Consider the following 20,098-nt stretch of genomic DNA (forward strand, 5'->3'; position numbering starts at 1 on the left):
TCTGACGCAGGCCCAGACCCAGCCGGCCACCCTGCCGACCGGCGGCAGTGTGGCGGCGGGCTCTGCCACGATCAGCCAGTCCGGCAGCCGGATGGATGTGACCCAGGGTACGCAGCGCGGCATCATCAACTGGCAGAGCTTCAACATCGGCAGCCAGGCCTGGGTGAACTTCAACCAGCCGAACAGCAGCGCCGTCACGCTCAATCGTGTCACCGGCGGCGGCGTCTCGGAAATCCTTGGCAAGCTCACGGCCAATGGCCAGGTGTTCCTGGTCAATCCGTCCGGCATCGTGTTCGGCCGCGATGCGCAGGTCAATGTCGGCGGTCTGGTCGGCTCGACCATGAGCATCCGCGACGACGATTTTATGGCCGGCAATTATCGTTTCCAGCGCAATGGCAGCACCGGGCAGATCGTCAACCAGGGCAGCCTGACCGCCAATGAACGTGGCTATATCGCCCTGCTGGCGCCGGAACTGCGCAACGAAGGCCTGATTTCTGCCCGCCTTGGCACCGTGGCCCTGGCCGCTGGCGAAACCGTGGTGATGCAGGTTGGCCAGAATCTGTCGCTACAAGTCGAGCCGGCGACGATCCAGACCTTGATCGATAACCGCGCCATGGTAGTGGCCGAGGGCGGCCGGGTGATCCTGACCGCCAAGGCGCTGGATACCCTGACCAGTGGCGCCATCAATACCAGCGGCGTGATCCGCGCCGATAGCCTGGTGGAGCGCGGCGGCGAGATCGTGCTGGAGGCCAGCGGCCCGCTCAGCGTCAGTGGCACAGTATCGGCAAACGGCACCACGGGCGGCACCGTTACCGCCAGCGCCAATGGCCCGATCACGCTGACCGATGCCGCCATCAGCGCCGATGGCAGCCAGGGCGATGGCGGCCGCATTACCATCGGCAGCTGGGATACCGCCTCTGTTTCGGTCAATGCGGGCAGCACCTTTTCAGCTTCCGCCGGGCAGGCCGGTGATGGCGGCAGCATCGCCTTCTTCAGCCAGGATACCCGCTTCAACGGCCAGGCCCGGGCGCGCGGCGGCAGCCGGAGTGGCGATGGCGGCTTCATCGAAACCTCGGGCATCCTGCTTGATATCGGCGCTGGCGCGGTGGTGGATGCCAGTGCGCAGCAGGGCCGGCCAGGCGAATGGCTGCTCGATCCGAATGATCTGACGATCGGTACATCAGGCGCTGGCGCACTCAGCACCGCGCTGGCAACAACCAATGTCACCTTGAATACAAGCGGTTGCCCAAGCACCTACGCAAGCTGCGCTGCCGGTACGGGCAATGTGTCGATCAATTCCAGCATCACCCCGACTATCACGGCTTCTGGTGGCACTGTCTTTACGGTGCGGGCGGATGGAGGCGTCTCGCTGGCCGACAATACTTCCATCGCCGCCACTTCCGGCAGTAATCCCCTGACAGTGCAGTTCCAGGCCGGCAATAGCGGCGGTATTTACATCGGCAGCAACTCCTCGATCATCACCCGCGGCGGCGGCGTGATCATGACCGGCGGCGGCACGTCCAGCACCGCACAAGGCGTAGCCGGCAGCAATGGCGGTCGCGGCCTGTTCATCAACGGCAGCATCATCAATGCCGGTGGTGGTTCGTTCAACCTGCGCGGCAAGGGGGCTGATGGTGTCGCCACATCTATCGGTATTGATATTGCCAGCGGTTCACAGCTTTCCACCAGCGGCAGCGGCCAGATCCAGCTGACTGGTATCGGAGGCGACAGTACCGGTGGTACCAATGGCTTCAGTTCTGGCGTTAATATCGGCAGTGGGGTGGAGATTTCCACCACCACGCAGGCCATAACCATTACAGGTACGCAGGCCACGACCAGCACAAACCCGGCCTACGGTATTTCCTTTGATGGCGGCACCCAGCAGACCGCGATATATTCCAGCAGTGGCGGTATCGGCCTCACCGCCACGGGCGGCAAGATCGGCTTCTCGACACCGAACGGCAGCGCCACGGTCGCGCTGGGCTGGGATGGCGTCAGCAGCACGCCGACCACGAATTACGTCAATCTGACCGGCAGTAACGTACAGCTCGACTCCACCAACGCCGTCACGCTAAAGGCGGCAAATGTGAATATAAGTACGGATAGCCTTGCCGTCAGCAACACTACGACAGTGACGGCGACCACGCAGGCGACTATCTATCCGTCCACTTTTCCCGGCAGTGTTGGCATTGGCACGGGCGCTGGATTGCTGAGCATCAGCGATGCTGTTCTGACCCGGTTTCAGAGTTCTACTTTGCTTAATATCGGCGGCATGTCTAATGGCCCCGTTACCATCGGCGGCACACTGACAGCTTTCACCACGCCGGTGCGGATCATGAGTAGCGGTGCCATCACTCTGGATAATGGTGCCGCGATCAGCAGCACTGCCACGGGTACTGCGATCACACTTGCTGGTGCCAGCTTCATTAATAACGGCGGTACTGTCGATGCGAGCAATGGGCGTTGGCTGATCCGCTCTGTCAATCCGGCGAATGATACGCGCGGCGCGCTCACCGGTTTCGAGCGGTACAGCTGCTCCAATTACCCCACCATCAGTTGCGCGAGCATACCGGCCAGCGGTAACGGCTTCACCTATACCATTGCTGGCACCGATGTTGGCAATCTGGGCGGTGGTGGCTCTAGCTCAAGCGATTCGGTAGCCGATCAGGCGCGGCGTACCCAGGCTTCCACCGATAGCGCCTCGATCAGCCGTGATGTCGGCAGCGCTGTGCAGACGGCATCGGTATCGCTGCTGGATGAAGGGCGCCCCAGGCTCTCCGATTTGCTTGCTCTGGGCCGGTCTCCGCTCATCGCTCTGGAGTTTGGCTACACGATCAGCAATCTGCGTTCTGCTGGCTATACTGTTGAGGATTTGCGTGCCGCCGGGATTCCCTTGGCTGAAATCAAGGAGGGGCGGTATGCCCCGGTCTTTATCAAGGAAGCCGGATACAGCATCAATGACATGCTGGCCGCCGGGTATAATATCAAAGACCTCTATGCCGCCGGCTTTTCGCTGTTTGATCTGAAGGCAGATAGCATTCCGCTCGCCACGCTGAAGGCGAATGGTGCGCCGCTAGCTGACCTGCTTGACGCCGGCTTCACGCCTGCGGAATTGCGCCAGGCCGGCTACGAACCGGCAGAACTGGCCCGACGGGGATATTCCTCTTCGCAATTGCTTGATGCCGGCTATTCGCTCGCAGACCTAAGGCAGTCGCTCGACCTGACCGACAGTGAGCTGCATTTTGCGGGCTTGCCTGGCCGCTACTTCCAGCAGGCCGGCTATGATGCCAGTGGTCTACATGACATTGGCTTCACTGCGCGTGAACTCCTCGCCCTGGGCTATCCCAACTCTGAACTGAAGCGCGCTGGTTATTCCGCCGCTGATCTGCAAGGCGAAGGCTTTGATCCGGCCAGTTTGAAGCAGGCCGGCTATGATGCGACTGAATTGCGCGATGCGGGTACGCCGCTGTTGACCTTACGGCAAATCGGCTACGGTACTCCTGAGTTGCGCAACATTGGCTATACATTATCGGAACTGAAGTCCGTTGGTGTGCCGCTCGCCGAACTCAAAGGCACTGGCTTTCCGCTGACAGACCTTCTGGAAGCGCAATTCACCCCCACCGAACTGCGACGTTCCGGCTATACGGCGGGCGAATTGCGCACAGCCGGTCTTGATATCGTTCAACTGCGCAGCGCCGGCTATCCTCTCAGCGATTTGGTGAAGGCAGGGTTTCCGCTGCAAGATCTGCGCGGCGCAGGCTATTCCGCCACCGATTTGCGCCGCCAGGGATATGGCATTGGCCAACTGGCATCTGCGGGATATGGTCCGGCCGATTTGAAACAGGCCGGCTATACCGCTCGTGAATTGCTCGATGCCGGGTACGAGCTTTCAACATTGAAGGCGCTGGAGTACGGCTACGGGGATTTGCAGCAAGCCGGGCGCAATACTGCGGCCCTGCTTGCCGCCGGGTTCAGCCCGGAAGATCTGCGTAAAATGGGAGCGCCGGCCAGCGAATTGCGCAATGCCGGCTACTCCGTTGCCGACTTGGCGAGTTTTGGCTACGACCGCAATCAGATCATCAATGCGGGTTACTCCGTGGGCACATTGTGGCGCAGCGGCTACAGTTTCGATGACCTATGGATGCTGCCGGGCAGCAATGCCATCATGTTCCTGCGCGGGGTTACGCCGGAAACAATCACGCCAGAGCAGAAGCAGCTGCTCCAGTTCGCCTTTCCCGTTGCACAAACACTCGATCTTGGCCTCACCAGTGTCGCCGATATCCTCAAGACAAACCGATACGCCATCGGCCCCGGGGTGAAATATGCCGACGAACTCAAGGCAGCGGGCCTGACGCCGCAAACGCTGAAAGATCAGGGCTTCGAAGCCGGTGATTTCCGCAAGGCGCGCTTCCCAATCACGGAAGTGGCGCCGCTGGGATATTCGTTCGGTGATTTGCGTGGCGCCGGCTATCCGGCAAGAGATCTTGTGACGGTGGGTGCCAGCTATAGCGATCTTCGCGGGGTCGGCTATTCCGCTGCCGAGGTCAGGGGGGCGGGTGCCGATCTGATGGATTTATTGAAGGCGGGCTATCCCCTGGCGGAAACCCGTGGCGCCGGCTATGGCCCGAAGGACTTCAAGGCCAATGGCATACCGGTGCAGGATCAGCGGGCGACCGGCCTGACGGTTTCCGAGATGGCGGCCGGCGGATACAGCCTCAGCGATCTGCGGCTTGGCGGCTATCCTGCCACCGATATTCGCAAGGCCGGCTATGGCGTGGCGGATTTCCTGAAAGGTGGTTATCCGACGGCTGAATTGAAAGGCGCGGGCTATTCCGCCAAGGACGTGCTGGCTGCCGGTTACGACAGCGCCATGTTGAAGGCCAACGGCTATACTCCGAAAGAGCAGCGGGCAGCCGGGGTCGATGCCAAGACGCTGAAGGGACTGGATTACTCATCTTCCGATCTGCGCAATGCAGGCTACAATTCGGCTGATCTGCGCAATGCAGGCTACAGTCTTAACGACCTGCTGGCAGCAGGATACTCGCCCTATGAGCTGCGTGCCCAGGCTGGTTACTCTGCCAGCGACCTGATCAAGGCCGGTGTCGATATCTCGCTTGTTGCAAGGGCAGGCTATTCCGCTGGAGAAATGCGGGCGAATGGCGCGCCCGCGACCTTGCTGCGGGACGTTGGCTACGATGTCCGTGATCTTATCGCCGCAGACTATCCGCTGCCGGATCTGAAGGCGGCCAATGTGCCGGCCTCACGCTATCTGTTTGCAAAAACCAATCCTACTTACGAGAGCGCGGCACGCTACGATGAACTCGTCACTAGTATGCTCAAAGCTGGCTACACCCAGGCCGAAGTGACGAACGGCATGGGCGCTGTTGGCTGGCCACTCAGCGCCATCGGCCCTAAAAGCCGTACGAGTCTGGCGCAGCTGCTGAAGGACGGTATTTCTCTGCCGACATTGCTGGCGGTTGGCCACACCGCCAGCAGCCTGTTCGCAAATGGGGTATCGTTGGCGCAATTGAGCGCTGTTGGTTTCACCCCCAAGGACCTGCTGGCGCAAGGCGTTTCGGCGCCGAAGCTGGCGGCGGCTGGTCTTGATAAGGCCGCGTTGATGAGTATTGGTGTGCCGGAAGCTGATGCTGCCCTGGCGGTACGGCCGGTGCAGGATATCCGCAATGCCGGCTTCCCGCCGGCGGCGATGCTGAAGGCTGGTTTCACCATTGGTGATGTGCTTGCTGCTGGCTATTCTGCCCAGCAAGTGCTGGATTCCGGCATCACATTGCAGCAGATCGCCGAATTCTCTGGCGACCTGGGCCGAACCATGCGGCCGGATCGCGGCGCAGAGAGCAATCTGATGCGGTTTTTGCTGCCGCTGCGGCTCAGCGCTAGCGCCACCTGGAGCCTTTTCCCCAATGAATATTCAGTAATGGCCGCGCTCGCGAATGCTGGTGTTAGCTACGATGATGCCGTCGCCATGGGTTACCCGCCGGATCGATTGAGGAAAGTCGGCATCTACAAGAAAGAGAGCTTTTTCTTCGGCCTGATCGAGTTGACCATGGACGGGCCGGGTAGACCGCAGCGCTATTGAGCGCCTGAGATTTTCATGCTGTTGAAGCGAGATTGCCCGCGGTGTTCGGCCATTTAATGGCGGGTCTTGCTGGCTCGTACCGTCGGAACAACACGCCCCTATGTCTGTTTGCTAACAGGATTCTGCTGGCCCCGATGGATTTATAAAAATCCATGTGTTTTCAATATGCTGTATGGATTTTTGGCGGAGAGGGTGGGATTCGAACCCACGGAACGCTTGCACGCTCAACGGTTTTCGAGACCGCCCCGATCGACCACTCTGGCACCTCTCCGCAAGGGGGACCTGTAAAGTCCGGCTGGGTGGCCGGACGGGGTCGAAAGCGGCGCGGACCATAGCCCATGGCACCCGCCCCCGCAAGGCTTGTCCGGGGGTTAAGCTGCGGCCGCTTTCGGGCTAGGATACTGCCTGGGAATCAAGGCCTTGGCTGGCCTTTCGGGGCGGGGAGAAACGGGTCAGATGCAGGCATTGGACGATATCGTGGTCCTGGACTTGAGCCGGGTGCTGGCCGGCCCCTGGGCGACGCAGAATCTGGCGGATCTGGGCGCCACGGTGATCAAGGTGGAGAAGCCCGGCGAGGGCGACGACACCCGCCGCTGGGGCCCGCCTTTCCTTACCGACCCGGAAACCGGCGAGCCGGGCGATGCCGCCTATTATCTCTCGGCCAACCGTGGCAAACGCTCGGTGACCGTGGACATGGCGACGCCCGAGGGCCAGGAGATCATCCGCGCGCTGGCCGCCAAGGCCGATGTGCTGGTGGAGAATTACAAGTTCGGCGGCCTGAAGAAATACGGCCTGGATTACGCAAGCCTCAGCGCGCTCAATCCGCGCCTGATCTATTGCTCGATCACCGGCTTCGGCCAGACCGGCCCCTATGCGCCGCGCGCCGGCTACGATTTCCTGATCCAGGGCATGGGCGGGTTGATGAGCATCACCGGCGAGCGCGACGACCTGCCGGGCGGTGGGCCGCAGAAGGCCGGCGTGGCCTTGGCCGATGTGATGACCGGGCTTTATTCCACCATCGCCATCCTCGGTGCGTTGCACCAGCGGGCGCGTTCCGGCCGGGGCCAGTATCTCGATATGGCGCTGCTGGATGTGCAGGTCGGCACGCTGGCCAACCAGGCTTTGTTCTATCTGGTCGGCGGCAAGCCGCCGGTGCGCTTCGGCAATGGCCACCCCACCGTGGTGCCGTATCAGAGCTTCCCGACCAGCGATGGCTTCGTGATCATCGCAGTGGGCAATGATGGCCAGTTCGGCCGGCTGGCGGAAGAACTCGGCCACGCCGAATGGGCGGCGGATGAGCGTTTCAAGTCGCCCGGCGCGCGGGTGGTGAATCGCGATGCCCTGATCCCGCTGATCGCCGCCGAGACTGCCAAGCGCAGCATGGATGACCTGATCCTGGCGATGGAAAAGCGCGGCGTACCCTGCGGCCCGATCAACACGGTGGACAAGGTATTCGCCGATCCGCATGTGCAGGCGCGGCAATTGCGCCGCGACGTGCCGCATGGCCGCATGGGCAGCGTGCCGAGCGTGGCCAGCCCGCTGCGGCTGTCGGATTCGCCGGTTTCCTATGATCGTGGCCCGCCGATGCTGGGCGAGCATACCGACGAGGTGCTGGCCGAGCAGCTTGGTTTCAATGCGGACAGGCTGGCAGGCCTGCGCAAACGCGGCGTGATCTGAGTAAAAACGAAAAATACTGTAGGGGGGATATGATGCAATTGATGTCGGTGAAGGGCTCGCCCTATGCCGCCCGCGTGCGGCTGCAGATCTATCGCAAGAACCTGCCCGTCGAGATCATCTTCCCGCCGCAGAGCGGCCTGAAGTCGGCGGAATTCCTGAAGCTCAACCCGATCGGCAAGATCCCGGTGCTGCTGCTGGATGATGGCGCGGCCTTGCCCGAGTCCCATGTCATCCTGGAATACCTGGAAGACAGATTTCCCGAGCAGCCGCTGCGGCCCGAGGCGGCGGAAGCCCGTGCCCGCATGCGGCTGCTGATGCAGATCGGCGATCTCTATGTCTTTGCTGCCATCGGCAAGCTGTTCCGCCAGGCCAATCCGGCGAAGCGCGATGCCGAGATCGTCGCCAAGGCCGATGCCGAACTGCGGCGCGCGCTCGGGCTGCTGGAAGGCCAGCTCGGGCCGGGGCCTTTCGCGCTGGGCGACGATTACACGCTGGCCGATTGCTCGCTGCTGCCGGTGCTGTTCTTCGCCGCGCTGATGGCCGAGCATATCGGCCTGGAAAACTGCTTCGCCACGCCCCGGCTGGCGGCCTATTGGGCGGCACTCCAGGCCGATGCGGTCAGTGCCAAGGTACTCGCGGAACTGGATTACGGCGCCCGCAAGATGCTGGTGAAATGATCCCCTTGCCAGCCGGCGCGGCTTGACCGAGACTTAAGGCTGTAACCCCGGAGGGAAGGCCATGGGCGGCGGAACATACCGGCTGGTGACGCGCAGCGACTTCGACGGGCTGGCCAGCGCCGTGCTGCTCAAGGAGCTCGGGCTGGTCGATGAGATCAAGTTCGTGCATCCGAAGGACATGCAGGATGGCCTGATCGCCATCGGGCCGCGCGATATCATCACCAATCTGCCCTATCAGCCGGATTGCCATCTCTGCTTCGATCATCACCTGAGCGAAGCCTTTCGTATCGGCACGGCGCCGGCCAACCACATCATCCATCCGGCCGCTGCCTCGGCGGCCCGCGTCGTGTGGGAGCATTTCGGCGGCCATCAGCGGTTTCCGGCCAAGTTCGATGCCATGATGGCCGCGGTGGACAAGGCCGATTCGGCAGCCTTCGCGGTATCGGATGTGCTGGAGCCGAAGGGCTGGGCGCTGCTTTCCTTCCTGATGGATGCGCGCACCGGGCTGGGCCGCTTCAAGCAGTTCCGTATTTCCAACTACCAGTTGATGCTGGACCTGATCGAACTCTGCCGTGGCAGCGCCGATATTGATGCCATCCTGGCGCAGCCGGATGTGGCTGAGCGTGCCATGCTGTATTTCGAGCATGAAGCGCGTTTCCGCGAGCAGCTTGAGCGTTGCGGCCAGGTGCAGGGTAATGTGGTGGTGCTGGATCTGCGCAATGAAGAGACCATCTGGGCGGGGAACCGTTTCATGGTCTATGCGTTATACCTGCGCTGTTCCGTTTCGGTGCATGTGCTGTGGGGCGTGAACCGCCAGAATACCGTGCTCGCTGTCGGCAAGACGATTTTCGGCCGAGCACCGGGCCTGGAGATCGGGCCGTTGCTGCTGCATTACGGCGGCGGCGGCCATGCCGGCGCCGGCACCTGCCAGGTGGAGAATGGTGAAGCCGAGCGCGTGCTGCGCGAGATCGTTACCAGTTTGCGGGAGGATTTGTAGCCGTCGATCACGAGTGAGCCGGGAAAACCCTTTGAGCCGGAATAACGGAGAGAGGAGGAAGCGTCATGAGTGTCGCGATGATCCTGAAGGATAAGGGCGGAGGCATGGTCTCGGCCCGGCCCGAAGATACCGTTGCCGCCGTCTGCCGGTTGCTTGCCGGCCATGGCATCGGTGCGGTGCTGGTGCTCAACCCCGATGGCGGTATTGCCGGTATCCTCTCAGAACGTGACGTGGTGCGCGGCCTGGCGCAATACGGCACGGGTCTGCTGGAACGCACGGCGGATACGCTGATGACCCGCAATGTCATGGTCTGCTCGCCCGCCGATACGGTGGAGGACGTGATGCATGTGATGACCAAGCGGCGCATCCGCCACCTGCCGGTGGTGGAAGAGGGTAGGCTGGTCGGCATGATCTCGATCGGGGACGTGGTGAAGCGCCGCATCGCCGCCACCGAACTGGAAGCCGAGGCCTTGCGCCAGTATATCGCCACGGGCTGAGCTGCCGCACGGCCACGCCGAAGGTCGGGGTGGCCGCGATTGCGCCACCGCGCTATAACAGGCCCATTCATTTGGTGAGCCATTCACGCGGTGAAGGCCATTGACGGGGCGAAGGGGTGTGATGCGGCGCGTTCTCGGTGTGATTCTGGCTGGCGGCCTGGCGCGGCGCATGGGCGGCGGCGACAAGGGCCTGAAGCTGCTTGGCGGCCGGCCCTTGCTTGAAATCATCATCGAGCGGCTGCGGCCCCAGGTGCAGGGCATCGTGCTCAACGCCAATGGCGATCCGGCGCGCTTTGCTTCCTATGGCTTGCCGATGGCGGCCGATGCGGTGCCGGATTTCGCCGGGCCGCTGGCCGGCGTGCTGGCGGGCATGCACTGGGCGCGGCAGCATCAGCCGGATATCACCCATATCGTCACGGTGCCAAGCGATGGCCCTTTCCTGCCGCGCGACCTGGTGGCGCAACTGGAACAGGTCTGCGATGCCATGGAGACTGAACTGGCCTGCGTTGCGTCCAATGGCCAGCCCAATCCGGTGGTGGGGCTGTGGCCGCTGGCGCTTTATGACGATCTGCATGCGGCGGTAACGCGCGAAGGCATCCGCAAGGTGGATGTCTGGACCGGGCGGCATCGATTGGGGGTGACGGACTTCGTCACCGATCCGGTCGATCCCTTCTTCAATGCCAATACGCCCGAGGAACTGGCCGAGGCCGAGGCGCTCTGGGCGCGCTACGGCGCCGCTTTATAATTCAGCCCTGCAACATGCCCAGGATGGCGCCGGTGAGCGGCTGCCGCGCATCGCTGGCGGCATAGAGCACCGAGAAATGATTGGTGCCGGCAACCGTCATCACATGCGATGGCGTGCCGGCATCGCGGCAGGCGGCATGGAAGGCTTCGCTCTGATCCAGCCAGGCCTGCGGCTCCAGGCCGCCGACCGCCACCAGAGTCTTTGATTTCAGTTTCAGCGGCTGGCGCAGCAGCGAATTGCGCGCTGCCATGGCGCCATCCAGGCGCACTTCCTGGTTCACGCTGATATGCAGCACCGGCTCCAGGTCATAGACGCCGGAAACCAGCGCCAGGCCGGCCGGATCGGGGCGCGGGCCGAGGTCGGCGGGCCAGGGCAGGGCATAGGCGGCGGCAGCCAGATGCGCGCCGGCGGAATGGCCGAACGCCACCATCTTTGCCGCATCGGCATTGTACTCCGCGGCATGCTGCGCCAGATGCACCAGGGCTTCCTGGGTCTGGCGCACGATCTGGTCAACGGTCACTGCCGGGCAGAGATCGTAGTTGATATTCGCCACGGCGCAGCCAGCGGCGAGATAAGGCTCGATCATGAAGCTGTGCAGGCTCTTGTCCAGGCCGCGCCAATAGCCGCCATGGATGATCACGAACAGCGGAGCATTCGGCCTGGCGCCGGGATAGAGATCGTAGGTTTGCAGCGGCCCGCTGCCATAGCGGATGTCGTAGCGGCCGAGATGCGCAGCGCGGGATTGCTCCGAACGTTCCTTGTAGGCTTTGAAATGGATTTCGAAATCCGGCACCGCGCGGCGCGGATTGTATTGCGCTTCAAGCTGATCTGCTGTCAGGCCGCGCCATTCCATGCCGTGTGCTCCGCTGTTTTTCGGTGTGTTCAATTCACTGCCGCGCGGCGCCGTGCCAGCGCCAGCACCAGGTCTATGGTCGGGGTGGCAAGGCCCGTCATGCGGCCAAGTTCGCTGATCACGCCGGTGATCGATTCAATTTCCATCGGCCGGTGCGCTTCCAGATCCTGCAACATGCTTGGCTTATGCGCGCCGATCGCCGCCGAATGGTCGATGCGTTCTTCCACGCTGCCGGGAAGCTGGACACCCAGCGCCTCGGCCACCGCCTGCGCTTCCACCATCATGGCGCGCGCCACGCCACGCGTGGCGGGATCGGCGGCCAACTGGCCCAGCGTCGAGAGCGTCAGCACCGCCAGCGGGCTGAAGCTCAGGTTGCCCCACAGCTTGTGCCAGATTTCCTGGCGGATATCGCCGCGCAGGGGCGCTTCCAGGCCGGCCTTGGCCAGGGCTGCGGCAATTGCCTGTACGCGCGCGGAATTGCTGCCATCGGGTTCGCCGAGCGAAAGCCGGTTGCCGCGCCCGCGCCGGATCAGCCCGGGCTCGGGCACGCTGGCCGGCAGCCACAGCACGCCGCCGATGGCACGTTCCGGCGGCAGATCGCGCCACAGTGTGCCGGCGGGATCGCAGCTCAGCAATTGCTTGCCGTCATGCGTGCCGCCCTGGCGGTAGAAGTACCAGTAGGGGATGCCGTTCATCGCCGTGACCCAGGCCGTATCCGGGCCGATCATCGGCTTCAGGCGCGGTGCCAGGTCGGGCAGGGCCGGAGCCTTCACGGTGATCAGCAGCGCATCCTGTGAGCCCAGCTTGGCCGGATCGTCGCTGGCCTTGGGGTTCACGGTGAAGCGGTCGATGCCGCCATCCTCGCCCGGAATCTCTACTGTCAGGCCCTTGGCCTGGATCGCCGCCAGATGCGCGCCCCGCGCCAGCAGGCTTACATCGAAACCGGCGCGCGCCAGCATGCCGCCGATATAGCCGCCGATGGCGCCGGCGCCGATAATCGCAATCTTCATGGAGCAGTCGTCTCGTTCAGGTTGGGCCGGTTGGCGGCCATCCAGGTTTGCAGCCGCTCGCGTTGCACCGCGCTCATGCGCAGGCCACATTTGGTGCGGCGCCAGATCACATCATCGGCCTCGCGCGCCCATTCCTGGCGCATCAGCCAGGTGACTTCCGCCGCATAGAGCCCGCCGCCGAAATGTTCGCCAAGATCACCCATGCTTGCGGCATCGCCCAGGATGGCATCGCTGTGGCTGCCATGGCGGCGTGCCAGGCTGTGCAGCCAGGATGGGTCGAGGCCCGGATGGCGACGCGCCAGTTCGGCAACGAAGCCGCCGAATTCGCCCAAGGCCCCGCCGGGCAGGGTGCCGGTGGCGGTCCAGCCGCCACGCATGGTGGGATAGAACGGCTTCAGCTTGTCCATGGCATGTTCGGCCAGGCGGCGATAGGTGGTCAGCTTGCCGCCGTAGACCGACAGCAGCGGCGCCGCATCGGCTTCGAGGTCGAGCACATAATCGCGGGTGATGGCGGAAGGATCGTTTTCGCCGTCGTCATAGAGCGGCCGCACGCCGGCATAGGACCACACGATGTCGTCGCGCTGCACCGGCTTGGCGAAATACTCGCTCGCCGCCGCCAGCAGGTAGTCGGTCTCTTTCTCGCTGATGCGCGGCGGGCCATCCAGGCTTTGCAACGCCACGTCGGTGGTGCCGATCAGGGTGTAATCCTGCTCATAGGGGATGGCGAACAGCACGCGGCCATCGGCATTCTGGAAGATGTAGCAATGCGCGCCTTCGAACAGCTTGCGCGTCACGATATGGCTGCCCTTGATCAGCCGCACGGCATTCTTCGGGCTGCGGCCGAAGCCGCCCACCAGCAGGTCGCGCACCCAGGGGCCGGCGGCATTGACGATGCCGCGTGCCGTCACCTCGCGGCTCGCGCCGCTATCCTGGTCAACCAGCGTGGCATGCCACAGGCCGTTCTCGCGCCGCGCGGCGGTGACGGCGGTGCGGGTATGCACCTGGGCGCCAAGCTCACGCGCGCTCATGGCGTTCAGCACCACCAGGCGGGAATCATCCACCCAGCCGTCGCTGTATTCAAAGCCATGGGTGAATTCAGATTTAAGCGGTGCACCGCGCGGGTCGCCGGTCAGCCTCAGGCCCACCGAACCGGGAAGACTGACGCGGCTGGCGAGATGATCGTAGAGGAACAGGCCGATACGGATCATCCAGGCCGGGCGCAGGCCGGGATGATGCGGCAGCACGAAGCGCAGCGGCCAGATGATATGGGGGCCAGGCGCAGCAGCACTTCGCGCTCGGCCAGGGCTTCGCGCACCAGACGGAACTCGTATTGCTCCAGGTAGCGCAGGCCGCCATGGATCAGTTTGGTGGCGGCGGAAGAGGTGGCGCCGGCAAGGTCGCCGCGTTCGGCCAGGATGACGCTGAGGCCGCGGCCGGCGGCATCCCGGGCGATGCCGGTGCCGTTGACGCCGCCGCCAATGACCAGAAGGTCAGCAGGAGGCTGCTGCATGGGGGAAAACAACCACTCAGGTGCTGTGAAATCGACCGTGTTTTATACGGTTAGGCTGAACTTCTGCGCAAGGTCGATATCCAGCTTGCCGCGCCCGCTATTCTCCCGGTAGGCCAGCGTGGCGGTCTTTCGTGTCTCGCTGTCGGGCGGGGTTTCCTCGGCCTGGGCCAGATTCTGGGCGTGGAAGGTGTTCAGGCCCTTGGCCTCGCGCCAGGCGCGGCGGCGCTCCAGATGGGCCGGCAATTCGATGCCGGGGGCGGGCGGGCCGCCGGCATCGGTGCGGCGGCGCAGTTTCGGGATGCCGGCCTCGGCGGCTTCGGCGCGGCGCTCGGCCAGGGCTTCGGCGGCCTTCCGGTCGGCCTGCTGGCCAGAACCGGCCTCGCTGGCGGCGGCGGCGAAATCTGTCCGCGGGGCGGTGCTATGGCGTTCGGCAGCGCGGTCCGCCGCGTCGTTGGCGCGCCGGTTGCGCGGCTCGACGGCATCGGCTCTGGGGCCGGGCGGAGGGGTGATGATCACGCTGCTGCTCACAGCCTGACTCATGCCCTGCAAGTCTTAAAAGCCGGTTAAGAGGCGCCACCCTCCGGTGGCAAGGCGGGAACCGCTGCCAGGAGGTAAATCTCCACCTCGGCGGCGCGGCCCTTTACGGCAATGCTGCCGATCTCCGGCGGCAGGGTTTCCAGCCCGGCCAGGGCCACGGTAGCCTGGCTGGCCAGCACCACCACGTCATCCTCTGCCGACATATGCTCGCGGCCCAGTTGCTCCAGGCGCTGGGCGATATTCACCGTGTCGCCTACCACGGTGTAGTTGATGCGGCCCGGCGCGCCGATATTACCCACCACCACGGGGCCGGAATGCAGGCCGACACGGATGCGCAGCGCCGGCAGCCCGGCCTCGCGGCGGCGGTGGTTATCCTCGGCCAGCGCGGCAGCCGCGCTCAGCACGGCTCGGCAGGCATGCTTGGCATGGTCCTCGTCGCGCTTGATCGCACCCCACACCGCCATCACGGAATCGCCAATGAACTTGTCGATCACGCCGCCATCGGCTTCGATATGGCCGGCCAGCAGGGCAAAATGGTGGTTCAGCAGTTCGGCTACTTCCGGCGCGCTCAGGTGTTCGGCCAGGGAGGTGAAGCCGACGATATCGGTGAACATCACCGTCACCTCGCGCTGCTTCGAGAGGTTGACCGCATCCTCGCCCTCGCGCATCAGGCGGCTGACCAGACGGCGCGGCACATAATGGCCGAACCAGTTCAATGCCGCAGTGGCGGCATTGACCGCCTGGGCGGCTTCGTCCAGTTCGCGCAGGCGCTGGCGTTGCAGCAGCGGCCCATCGAATTCCAGGGCTTGCAGACGATGCGCGGCAGCGGCCAGTTCGCGCACCGGGCGGCCGATAATGCGGCCCAGGCGCCAGGCGATCAGCAGCGACAGCACCAGGGTGACGCCACCGATGGCACTGGCGAATTGCAGGCGCCGCACTTCGTTCTCGATTTCATCGAACGGGAAGTAGCGCCCGACCAGCCAGGGCCGCTCGCCATAGCCTTCCAGCTTCTGGTAAAGGAAAATCCAGGTGCGGCCCTCGGCTTCCACCAGATGCGCGTCCTGATCCCGCATCATCGAACGCGCCAGCAGGCTGTCCTTACGCCCGCTCCAGATCCGGTGCAGCACCGGATCGTGGATTTCCTCCAGGAAAGGCAGCGGTTTCTCGTAGGAGAGGAAGTATTCGTCGGTCATCAGGCTGGCATGGGCCAGCACATAATTGTCGTCATAGAGGATGAAACTCTGGCCTTCGCCATCCCGCCAGCTATTGCCTTCGGCATCTTCCTTCAGCGCGCGGGACAGCGAACCGAGCGAAACCAGCGCCGCCATGCCACCGGCGAATTCGCCCTGCACCAGCAGCGGGGCGCGCAGGTTCACCAGCGCCTGGCGCAATTCCTGCTCCCAGATCAGATCGCCCCAGAGCAGCAGCTTGGTGGTCTGGCCCTTGGCGCGGAGCGCCTCCACCATCTGCTCGCCGCTGCGCATGCGCTCGGCCGTACCCGGCACGCCGAGCAGGCTGTCCTGCAGTACATACACCCGGCCGTTGATGCGGGCGGCCCGTGTGGCGCTCAAGTCCTTCTTCACCACGCCGACAGCATCGAGCTGCGGCACGCCGTCGAGCATCGCCGTCAGATAATCGCCGACACGCTTCGGATCATCGATCGAAAGCCCGCCATGCTCAATGCGGTCGCGCAGGCCTTCAAGATGCTGGCGCACCGGCTCCAGCTTGCCGCGGATGCGCTCCACCGAACGTTCGATGATGCGCTGGTTGCGGTCGCGCAGCAACTCCACGGTATTGGCGCGGCCCGACAGCATGGCGATGCCATAGGCAACGCCGGCCAGGGTCATGAGCAGGCCGATACCCAGTACCAGCGCCTGAACAATGCTCGGGCGCAGTTGGGTCAATCTGAGAGGGGACATTAAACCGGAGCTTTTTTACGTCTTGTTGCGCGCCAGTGCTTCCACCTGCTTGCGCAGTTCTTCGAGCTGGCGCTGCAGCATTTCGGCATCCGTGGGCGCCGGGCCGCCGGCAGCGGCAGGCGGCGTCGTCGGCTTGCCTTCGGTGGCGTTGCTATCGGGCAGGCCGAAGGGATTGAACATGGTCATGGCGCGCTGGAACATGGCGATGTTCTGGCGGCCCATTTCTTCCAGGTTGCGGAACGGAAACATTTCGCCGAAGGCTTCGGCCATGTATTGCCGCATGTGCTCCTGGTTGCGCTGGAACGAGGCCATCGAGACATCAAGATAGCTCGGCACCAGGCTTTGCAGGCTGTCGCCGTAGAACGAGATCAGGCGGCGCAGGAAACCGATGGGCAGCAGGTTCTGCCCGGTCTTGCCTTCTTCCTCGAAGATGATCTGGGTAAGGACGGAGCGGGTGATGTCCTCGCCGGTCTTGGCATCCTCGACCACGAAATCCTGGCCGTCCTTCACCATCTGGCACAGGTTCTCCAGCGTCACATACGAGGAGGTGGCGGTGTTGTAGAGCCGGCGGTTGGCGTATTTCTTGATCTTGATCGCAGGGGCCGCGCCGGAGGCCGCATTCTGGTTATCGCTGGTCGCCACGTTTGCGTTGCTCCGCTGATTATCCACCCTGACATCACATATATCACTCGTATTTACGTTGCAGCGCAAGAGCCAGGGGACGCCCCAGGGGTGCGGTGCGGAAAAGCTGGCGGCGAGGGTAGGCTCGGCTATACTCTGGCCATGGATGACAAAGCGGATGGTCCTTCTGACACCCAGGCCGACGCTGGCGCACTCGCCAAGCGTTTCCTCGACCTGTGGCAGGAACAGGCCAGCCTCATCGCCACCGACCCGAAACTGGCGGAACTCTCCGGCATGTGGATGGCGATGTGGCACAAGATGGGTCAGGTAGGTCTGCATGGCGGCGGCCCGGTCCCACCCCCCAATACAGCCCCCGGAACCACGGCAAGGCCTGCGCCAGGGTCCGCGCCTGGGCCAACGGCCGGGTCCGCGCCCGCTGCCGCTGCATCTGGCCACGGCCAACCTGATCTTGCTGAGCTCAATCGCCGCCTGGCCGAGTGCGAAAAACGGCTCGGCGCCCTGGAATCCGCAGCAAAACCCGCTGCACGACGCGCTCCGCGAAAGCCTAAAACAAGTCCCGCCTGAGCTTTTCCTGGATGCCCTGGTGCAGGAGGCGACCAGCCGCCTGGGCCGCATGGCGCTCGGCATCGGGGCCTATCGCGACCACGCCTATCGCCGCGATCTGCCCGATCCGCCGGTGATCTGGGCGGAAGGCACCACGCGGCTGCTCGATTATGGCGGCGAGGCGCGGGGCAAGGCTGTGCTGCTGGCGCCCTCGCTGGTCAACCGGCATTACGTGCTCGATCTTGCCCCGGGCCAGAGTCTGGTGCGCTATCTGGCGGCCCAGGGGCTGCGGCCGCTGCTGCTCGACTGGGCAGCACCCGGGCCGGAAGAACTGCATTTCGATCTCACCGCCTATGTCGCCCGGCTCGGCCGCGCCCTGGCTGCCGCCCGCGCCGCGCAGGATGGTGCTCCGGCGGCGCTGCTTGGCTATTGCATGGGCGGCAATCTGGCGCTGGCGGCGGCGCTCCGCCATGCGGATGATGTTTCCGGCCTGGCCCTGCTGGCGACGCCATGGGATTTCCATGCCGGCGGCGCACATCAGGCTGCCCTGGTGCAGCAACTGGCGCCACAGCTTGCGCCGCCAGAGCCGGAGGCTGGGGCGCAGCCGGAGCCGATGGCGGTGGACATGCTGCAAGCCTTCTTCTGGGCGCTCGATCCGCTCACCGTGCTGCGCAAATTCACCGGCTTCACCCGCACCGACCCGGAAAGCGAAGCGGCGCAGCGTTTCGTCGCCATGGAAGACTGGCTGAATGACGGCATCCCGCTGGCCAATGGCGTGGCGCGGGAATGCCTGGAAGGCTGGTATGGCGCCAATAGCCCGGCGCGCGGCGAATGGCGGGTCGGCGGCGAGGTGATGCAGCCGGCGCGCTGGCGCAAGCCGGCCCTGGTGGTACTGCCCGAGCGTGACAAGCTGGTGCCGAAGCCCTCGGCGGAGGCCTTGTTCCACGCCCTGCCGGGCGCCTGGCGGCATGATGCCCCCAGCGGCCATATCGGCATGGTGGTGGGGCCGCGCGCCGAATCCGGCCTGTGGCAGCCGCTGGCCGAGTGGCTGCGCGACTGGGCCTGATACTTCCCCGCAACGCGGGATCGCCCTAAGTCTAAGGTATGCAAACGATCCCATGCCCGCCCGGCCCTTGCCGCGCGGCGCTCTCCCCCGGTATCGTTCGCACAAGCAACACAACTTTTTCGACGGATCAGGAGGAAGTCCCATGACCGATATCGTCATCGCCGCCGCAGCGCGCACCCCGGTAGGCTCGTTCAACGGAAGCTTGAGCGGCGTGCCGGCGCATTACCTCGGCCAGGTGGCTATCGATGGCGCCCTGAAGCGCGCCGGCGTGGCCCCGGCCGATGTCTCCGAAGTCATCATGGGCCAGATCCTCACCGCCGCGCAGGGCCAGAATCCGGCCCGCCAGGCCTCGATCAATGCCGGCCTGCCGAATGAAGTGCCGGCCTGGAACGTCAACATGCTGTGCGGCTCCGGCCTGCGCGCCGTGGCGCTCGGTTTCCAGGCGATCAAGAACGGCGACAGCTCGGTGGTGGTTGCCGGCGGCCAGGAAAGCATGAGCCAGGCGCCCCATGCCGCCTATCTCCGCGCCGGCCACAAGATGGGCGATCTCGGCTTCATCGACACGATGATCAAGGACGGCCTGTGGGATGCCTTCAACGGCTACCATATGGGCCAGACCGCCGAGAATGTGGCGATGCAGTTCCAGATCACCCGCGAACAGCAGGACGAGTTCGCGGTGAAGAGCCAGAACAAGGCCGAAGCGGCGCAGAAGGCTGGCCGCTTCAAGGACGAGATCGTGCCGGTGACGATCAAGGGCCGCAAGGGCGACACCATCGTTGATCAGGACGAGTATATCCGCCACGGCGCCACCATCGATGCCATGAAGAGCCTGCGCCCGGCCTTCGCCAAGGATGGCTCTGTGACCGCCGCCAATGCTTCCGGCATCAATGACGGCGCCGCCGCCGTGGTGCTGATGAGCGCCGAGGAAGCCAGCAAGCGCGGCATCAAGCCGCTGGCCCGCATCGTCAGCTGGGCGCAGTCTGGCGTCGATCCGAAGATCATGGGTACCGGCCCGATCCCGGCCAGCCGTGCGGCGCTGAAGAAGGCCGGCTGGAGCCACAAGGACCTCGATCTGGTGGAAGCCAACGAAGCCTTCGCCGCCCAGGCCTGCGCCGTGAACAAGGAACTCGGCTGGGATACCGACAAGGTGAACGTGAATGGCGGCGCCATCGCCATCGGCCACCCGATCGGCGCTTCCGGCGCCCGCGTGCTGGTGACGCTGCTGTATGAAATGCAGCGCCGCGATGCCAAGAAGGGTCTCGCCACCCTGTGTATCGGTGGCGGCATGGGCATCGCCATGTGCGTCGAGCGCGATTGATCAGAACTAG

General features: G+C 64.2%; 13 protein-coding genes, 1 tRNA gene and 1 pseudogene. 8 read left to right on the forward strand and 7 right to left on the reverse strand.

Annotation, left to right across the window (positions count from 1 at the left end; all coding sequences use genetic code 11):
* Nucleotides 1–91 precede the first annotated feature (91 nt).
* A complete protein-coding gene (locus tag ACQY7X_RS14665; RefSeq protein WP_428250065.1) occupies nucleotides 92–6,097 on the forward strand; it encodes a filamentous hemagglutinin N-terminal domain-containing protein in 6,006 nt (2,001 codons plus the stop codon).
* A gap of 181 nt (nucleotides 6,098–6,278) precedes the next feature.
* Here the strand turns inward: ACQY7X_RS14665 and ACQY7X_RS14670 are convergent.
* A tRNA-Ser gene (locus ACQY7X_RS14670) sits at nucleotides 6,279–6,368 on the reverse strand.
* A 185-nt stretch (nucleotides 6,369–6,553) separates the two neighbouring features.
* On the opposite strand from ACQY7X_RS14670, the gene ACQY7X_RS14675 reads away from it, so the two are divergent.
* The 5 genes from ACQY7X_RS14675 to mobA all read left to right on the forward strand — a co-directional run bounded on the left by ACQY7X_RS14675 (nucleotide 6,554) and on the right by mobA (nucleotide 10,690).
* Nucleotides 6,554–7,774 (forward strand): CaiB/BaiF CoA transferase family protein, encoded by a 1,221-nt coding sequence (locus tag ACQY7X_RS14675; RefSeq protein WP_428246159.1) that lies wholly within the window; start codon nucleotides 6,554–6,556, stop codon nucleotides 7,772–7,774.
* Nucleotides 7,775–7,803: 29 nt separating this feature from the next.
* Nucleotides 7,804–8,451 carry a glutathione S-transferase family protein gene (locus ACQY7X_RS14680; RefSeq protein ID WP_428246160.1) on the forward strand — a complete coding sequence of 216 codons (648 nt, stop codon included), beginning with the start codon at nucleotides 7,804–7,806 and terminating at the stop codon, nucleotides 8,449–8,451.
* Nucleotides 8,452–8,512: 61 nt separating this feature from the next.
* Nucleotides 8,513–9,448, forward strand: a complete 936-nt coding sequence (locus ACQY7X_RS14685; protein ID WP_428246161.1) for an exopolyphosphatase — start codon at nucleotides 8,513–8,515, stop codon at nucleotides 9,446–9,448.
* A gap of 65 nt (nucleotides 9,449–9,513) precedes the next feature.
* The gene (locus ACQY7X_RS14690) at nucleotides 9,514–9,945 is read left to right on the forward strand and encodes a CBS domain-containing protein (RefSeq protein ID WP_428246162.1); all 432 of its coding nucleotides are present in this window, start codon (nucleotides 9,514–9,516) and stop codon (nucleotides 9,943–9,945) included.
* A gap of 121 nt (nucleotides 9,946–10,066) precedes the next feature.
* Entirely contained in the window at nucleotides 10,067–10,690 is a 624-nt protein-coding gene (mobA, locus tag ACQY7X_RS14695) for a molybdenum cofactor guanylyltransferase MobA (protein ID WP_428246163.1), read from the forward strand.
* 1 nt (nucleotide 10,691) lies between these two features.
* On the opposite strand, the gene ACQY7X_RS14700 is transcribed toward mobA, so the two are convergent.
* The 6 genes and pseudogenes from ACQY7X_RS14700 to phaR all read right to left on the reverse strand — a co-directional run bounded on the left by ACQY7X_RS14700 (nucleotide 10,692) and on the right by phaR (nucleotide 17,161).
* Nucleotides 10,692–11,543 carry an alpha/beta hydrolase gene (locus ACQY7X_RS14700; protein ID WP_428246164.1) on the reverse strand — a complete coding sequence of 284 codons (852 nt, stop codon included), beginning with the start codon at nucleotides 11,541–11,543 and terminating at the stop codon, nucleotides 10,692–10,694.
* 29 nt (nucleotides 11,544–11,572) lie between these two features.
* Nucleotides 11,573–12,553 (reverse strand): 2-dehydropantoate 2-reductase, encoded by a 981-nt coding sequence (locus ACQY7X_RS14705; protein ID WP_428246165.1) that lies wholly within the window; start codon nucleotides 12,551–12,553, stop codon nucleotides 11,573–11,575.
* Nucleotides 12,550–14,063: pseudogene (glpD, locus tag ACQY7X_RS14710) on the reverse strand (glycerol-3-phosphate dehydrogenase). The gene ACQY7X_RS14705 and the pseudogene glpD overlap by 4 nt, the downstream one beginning before the upstream one ends.
* Nucleotides 14,064–14,105: 42 nt before the next feature.
* Complete coding sequence (locus tag ACQY7X_RS14715) at nucleotides 14,106–14,603, reverse strand: hypothetical protein (RefSeq protein ID WP_428246166.1); 498 nt, start codon at nucleotides 14,601–14,603, stop codon at nucleotides 14,106–14,108.
* Between the two features lie 23 nt (nucleotides 14,604–14,626).
* Entirely contained in the window at nucleotides 14,627–16,504 is a 1,878-nt protein-coding gene (locus ACQY7X_RS14720) for an adenylate/guanylate cyclase domain-containing protein (RefSeq protein ID WP_428246167.1), read from the reverse strand.
* Between the two features lie 30 nt (nucleotides 16,505–16,534).
* Nucleotides 16,535–17,161 (reverse strand): polyhydroxyalkanoate synthesis repressor PhaR, encoded by a 627-nt coding sequence (phaR, locus tag ACQY7X_RS14725; RefSeq protein WP_428246168.1) that lies wholly within the window; start codon nucleotides 17,159–17,161, stop codon nucleotides 16,535–16,537.
* Between the two features lie 583 nt (nucleotides 17,162–17,744).
* Between phaR and ACQY7X_RS14730 the strand changes: the two genes are divergently transcribed.
* Nucleotides 17,745–18,770, forward strand: coding sequence for an alpha/beta fold hydrolase (locus ACQY7X_RS14730; RefSeq protein WP_428246169.1), 1,026 nt, complete (start codon nucleotides 17,745–17,747; stop codon nucleotides 18,768–18,770).
* A 142-nt stretch (nucleotides 18,771–18,912) separates the two neighbouring features.
* Nucleotides 18,913–20,088, forward strand: a complete 1,176-nt coding sequence (locus ACQY7X_RS14735; RefSeq protein WP_428246170.1) for an acetyl-CoA C-acetyltransferase — start codon at nucleotides 18,913–18,915, stop codon at nucleotides 20,086–20,088.
* Nucleotides 20,089–20,098 lie beyond the last annotated feature (10 nt).

The sequence above is a fragment of the Ferrovibrio sp. genome, assembly GCF_965278975.1.
In the GTDB taxonomy this organism is placed as follows: domain Bacteria; phylum Pseudomonadota; class Alphaproteobacteria; order Ferrovibrionales; family Ferrovibrionaceae; genus Ferrovibrio.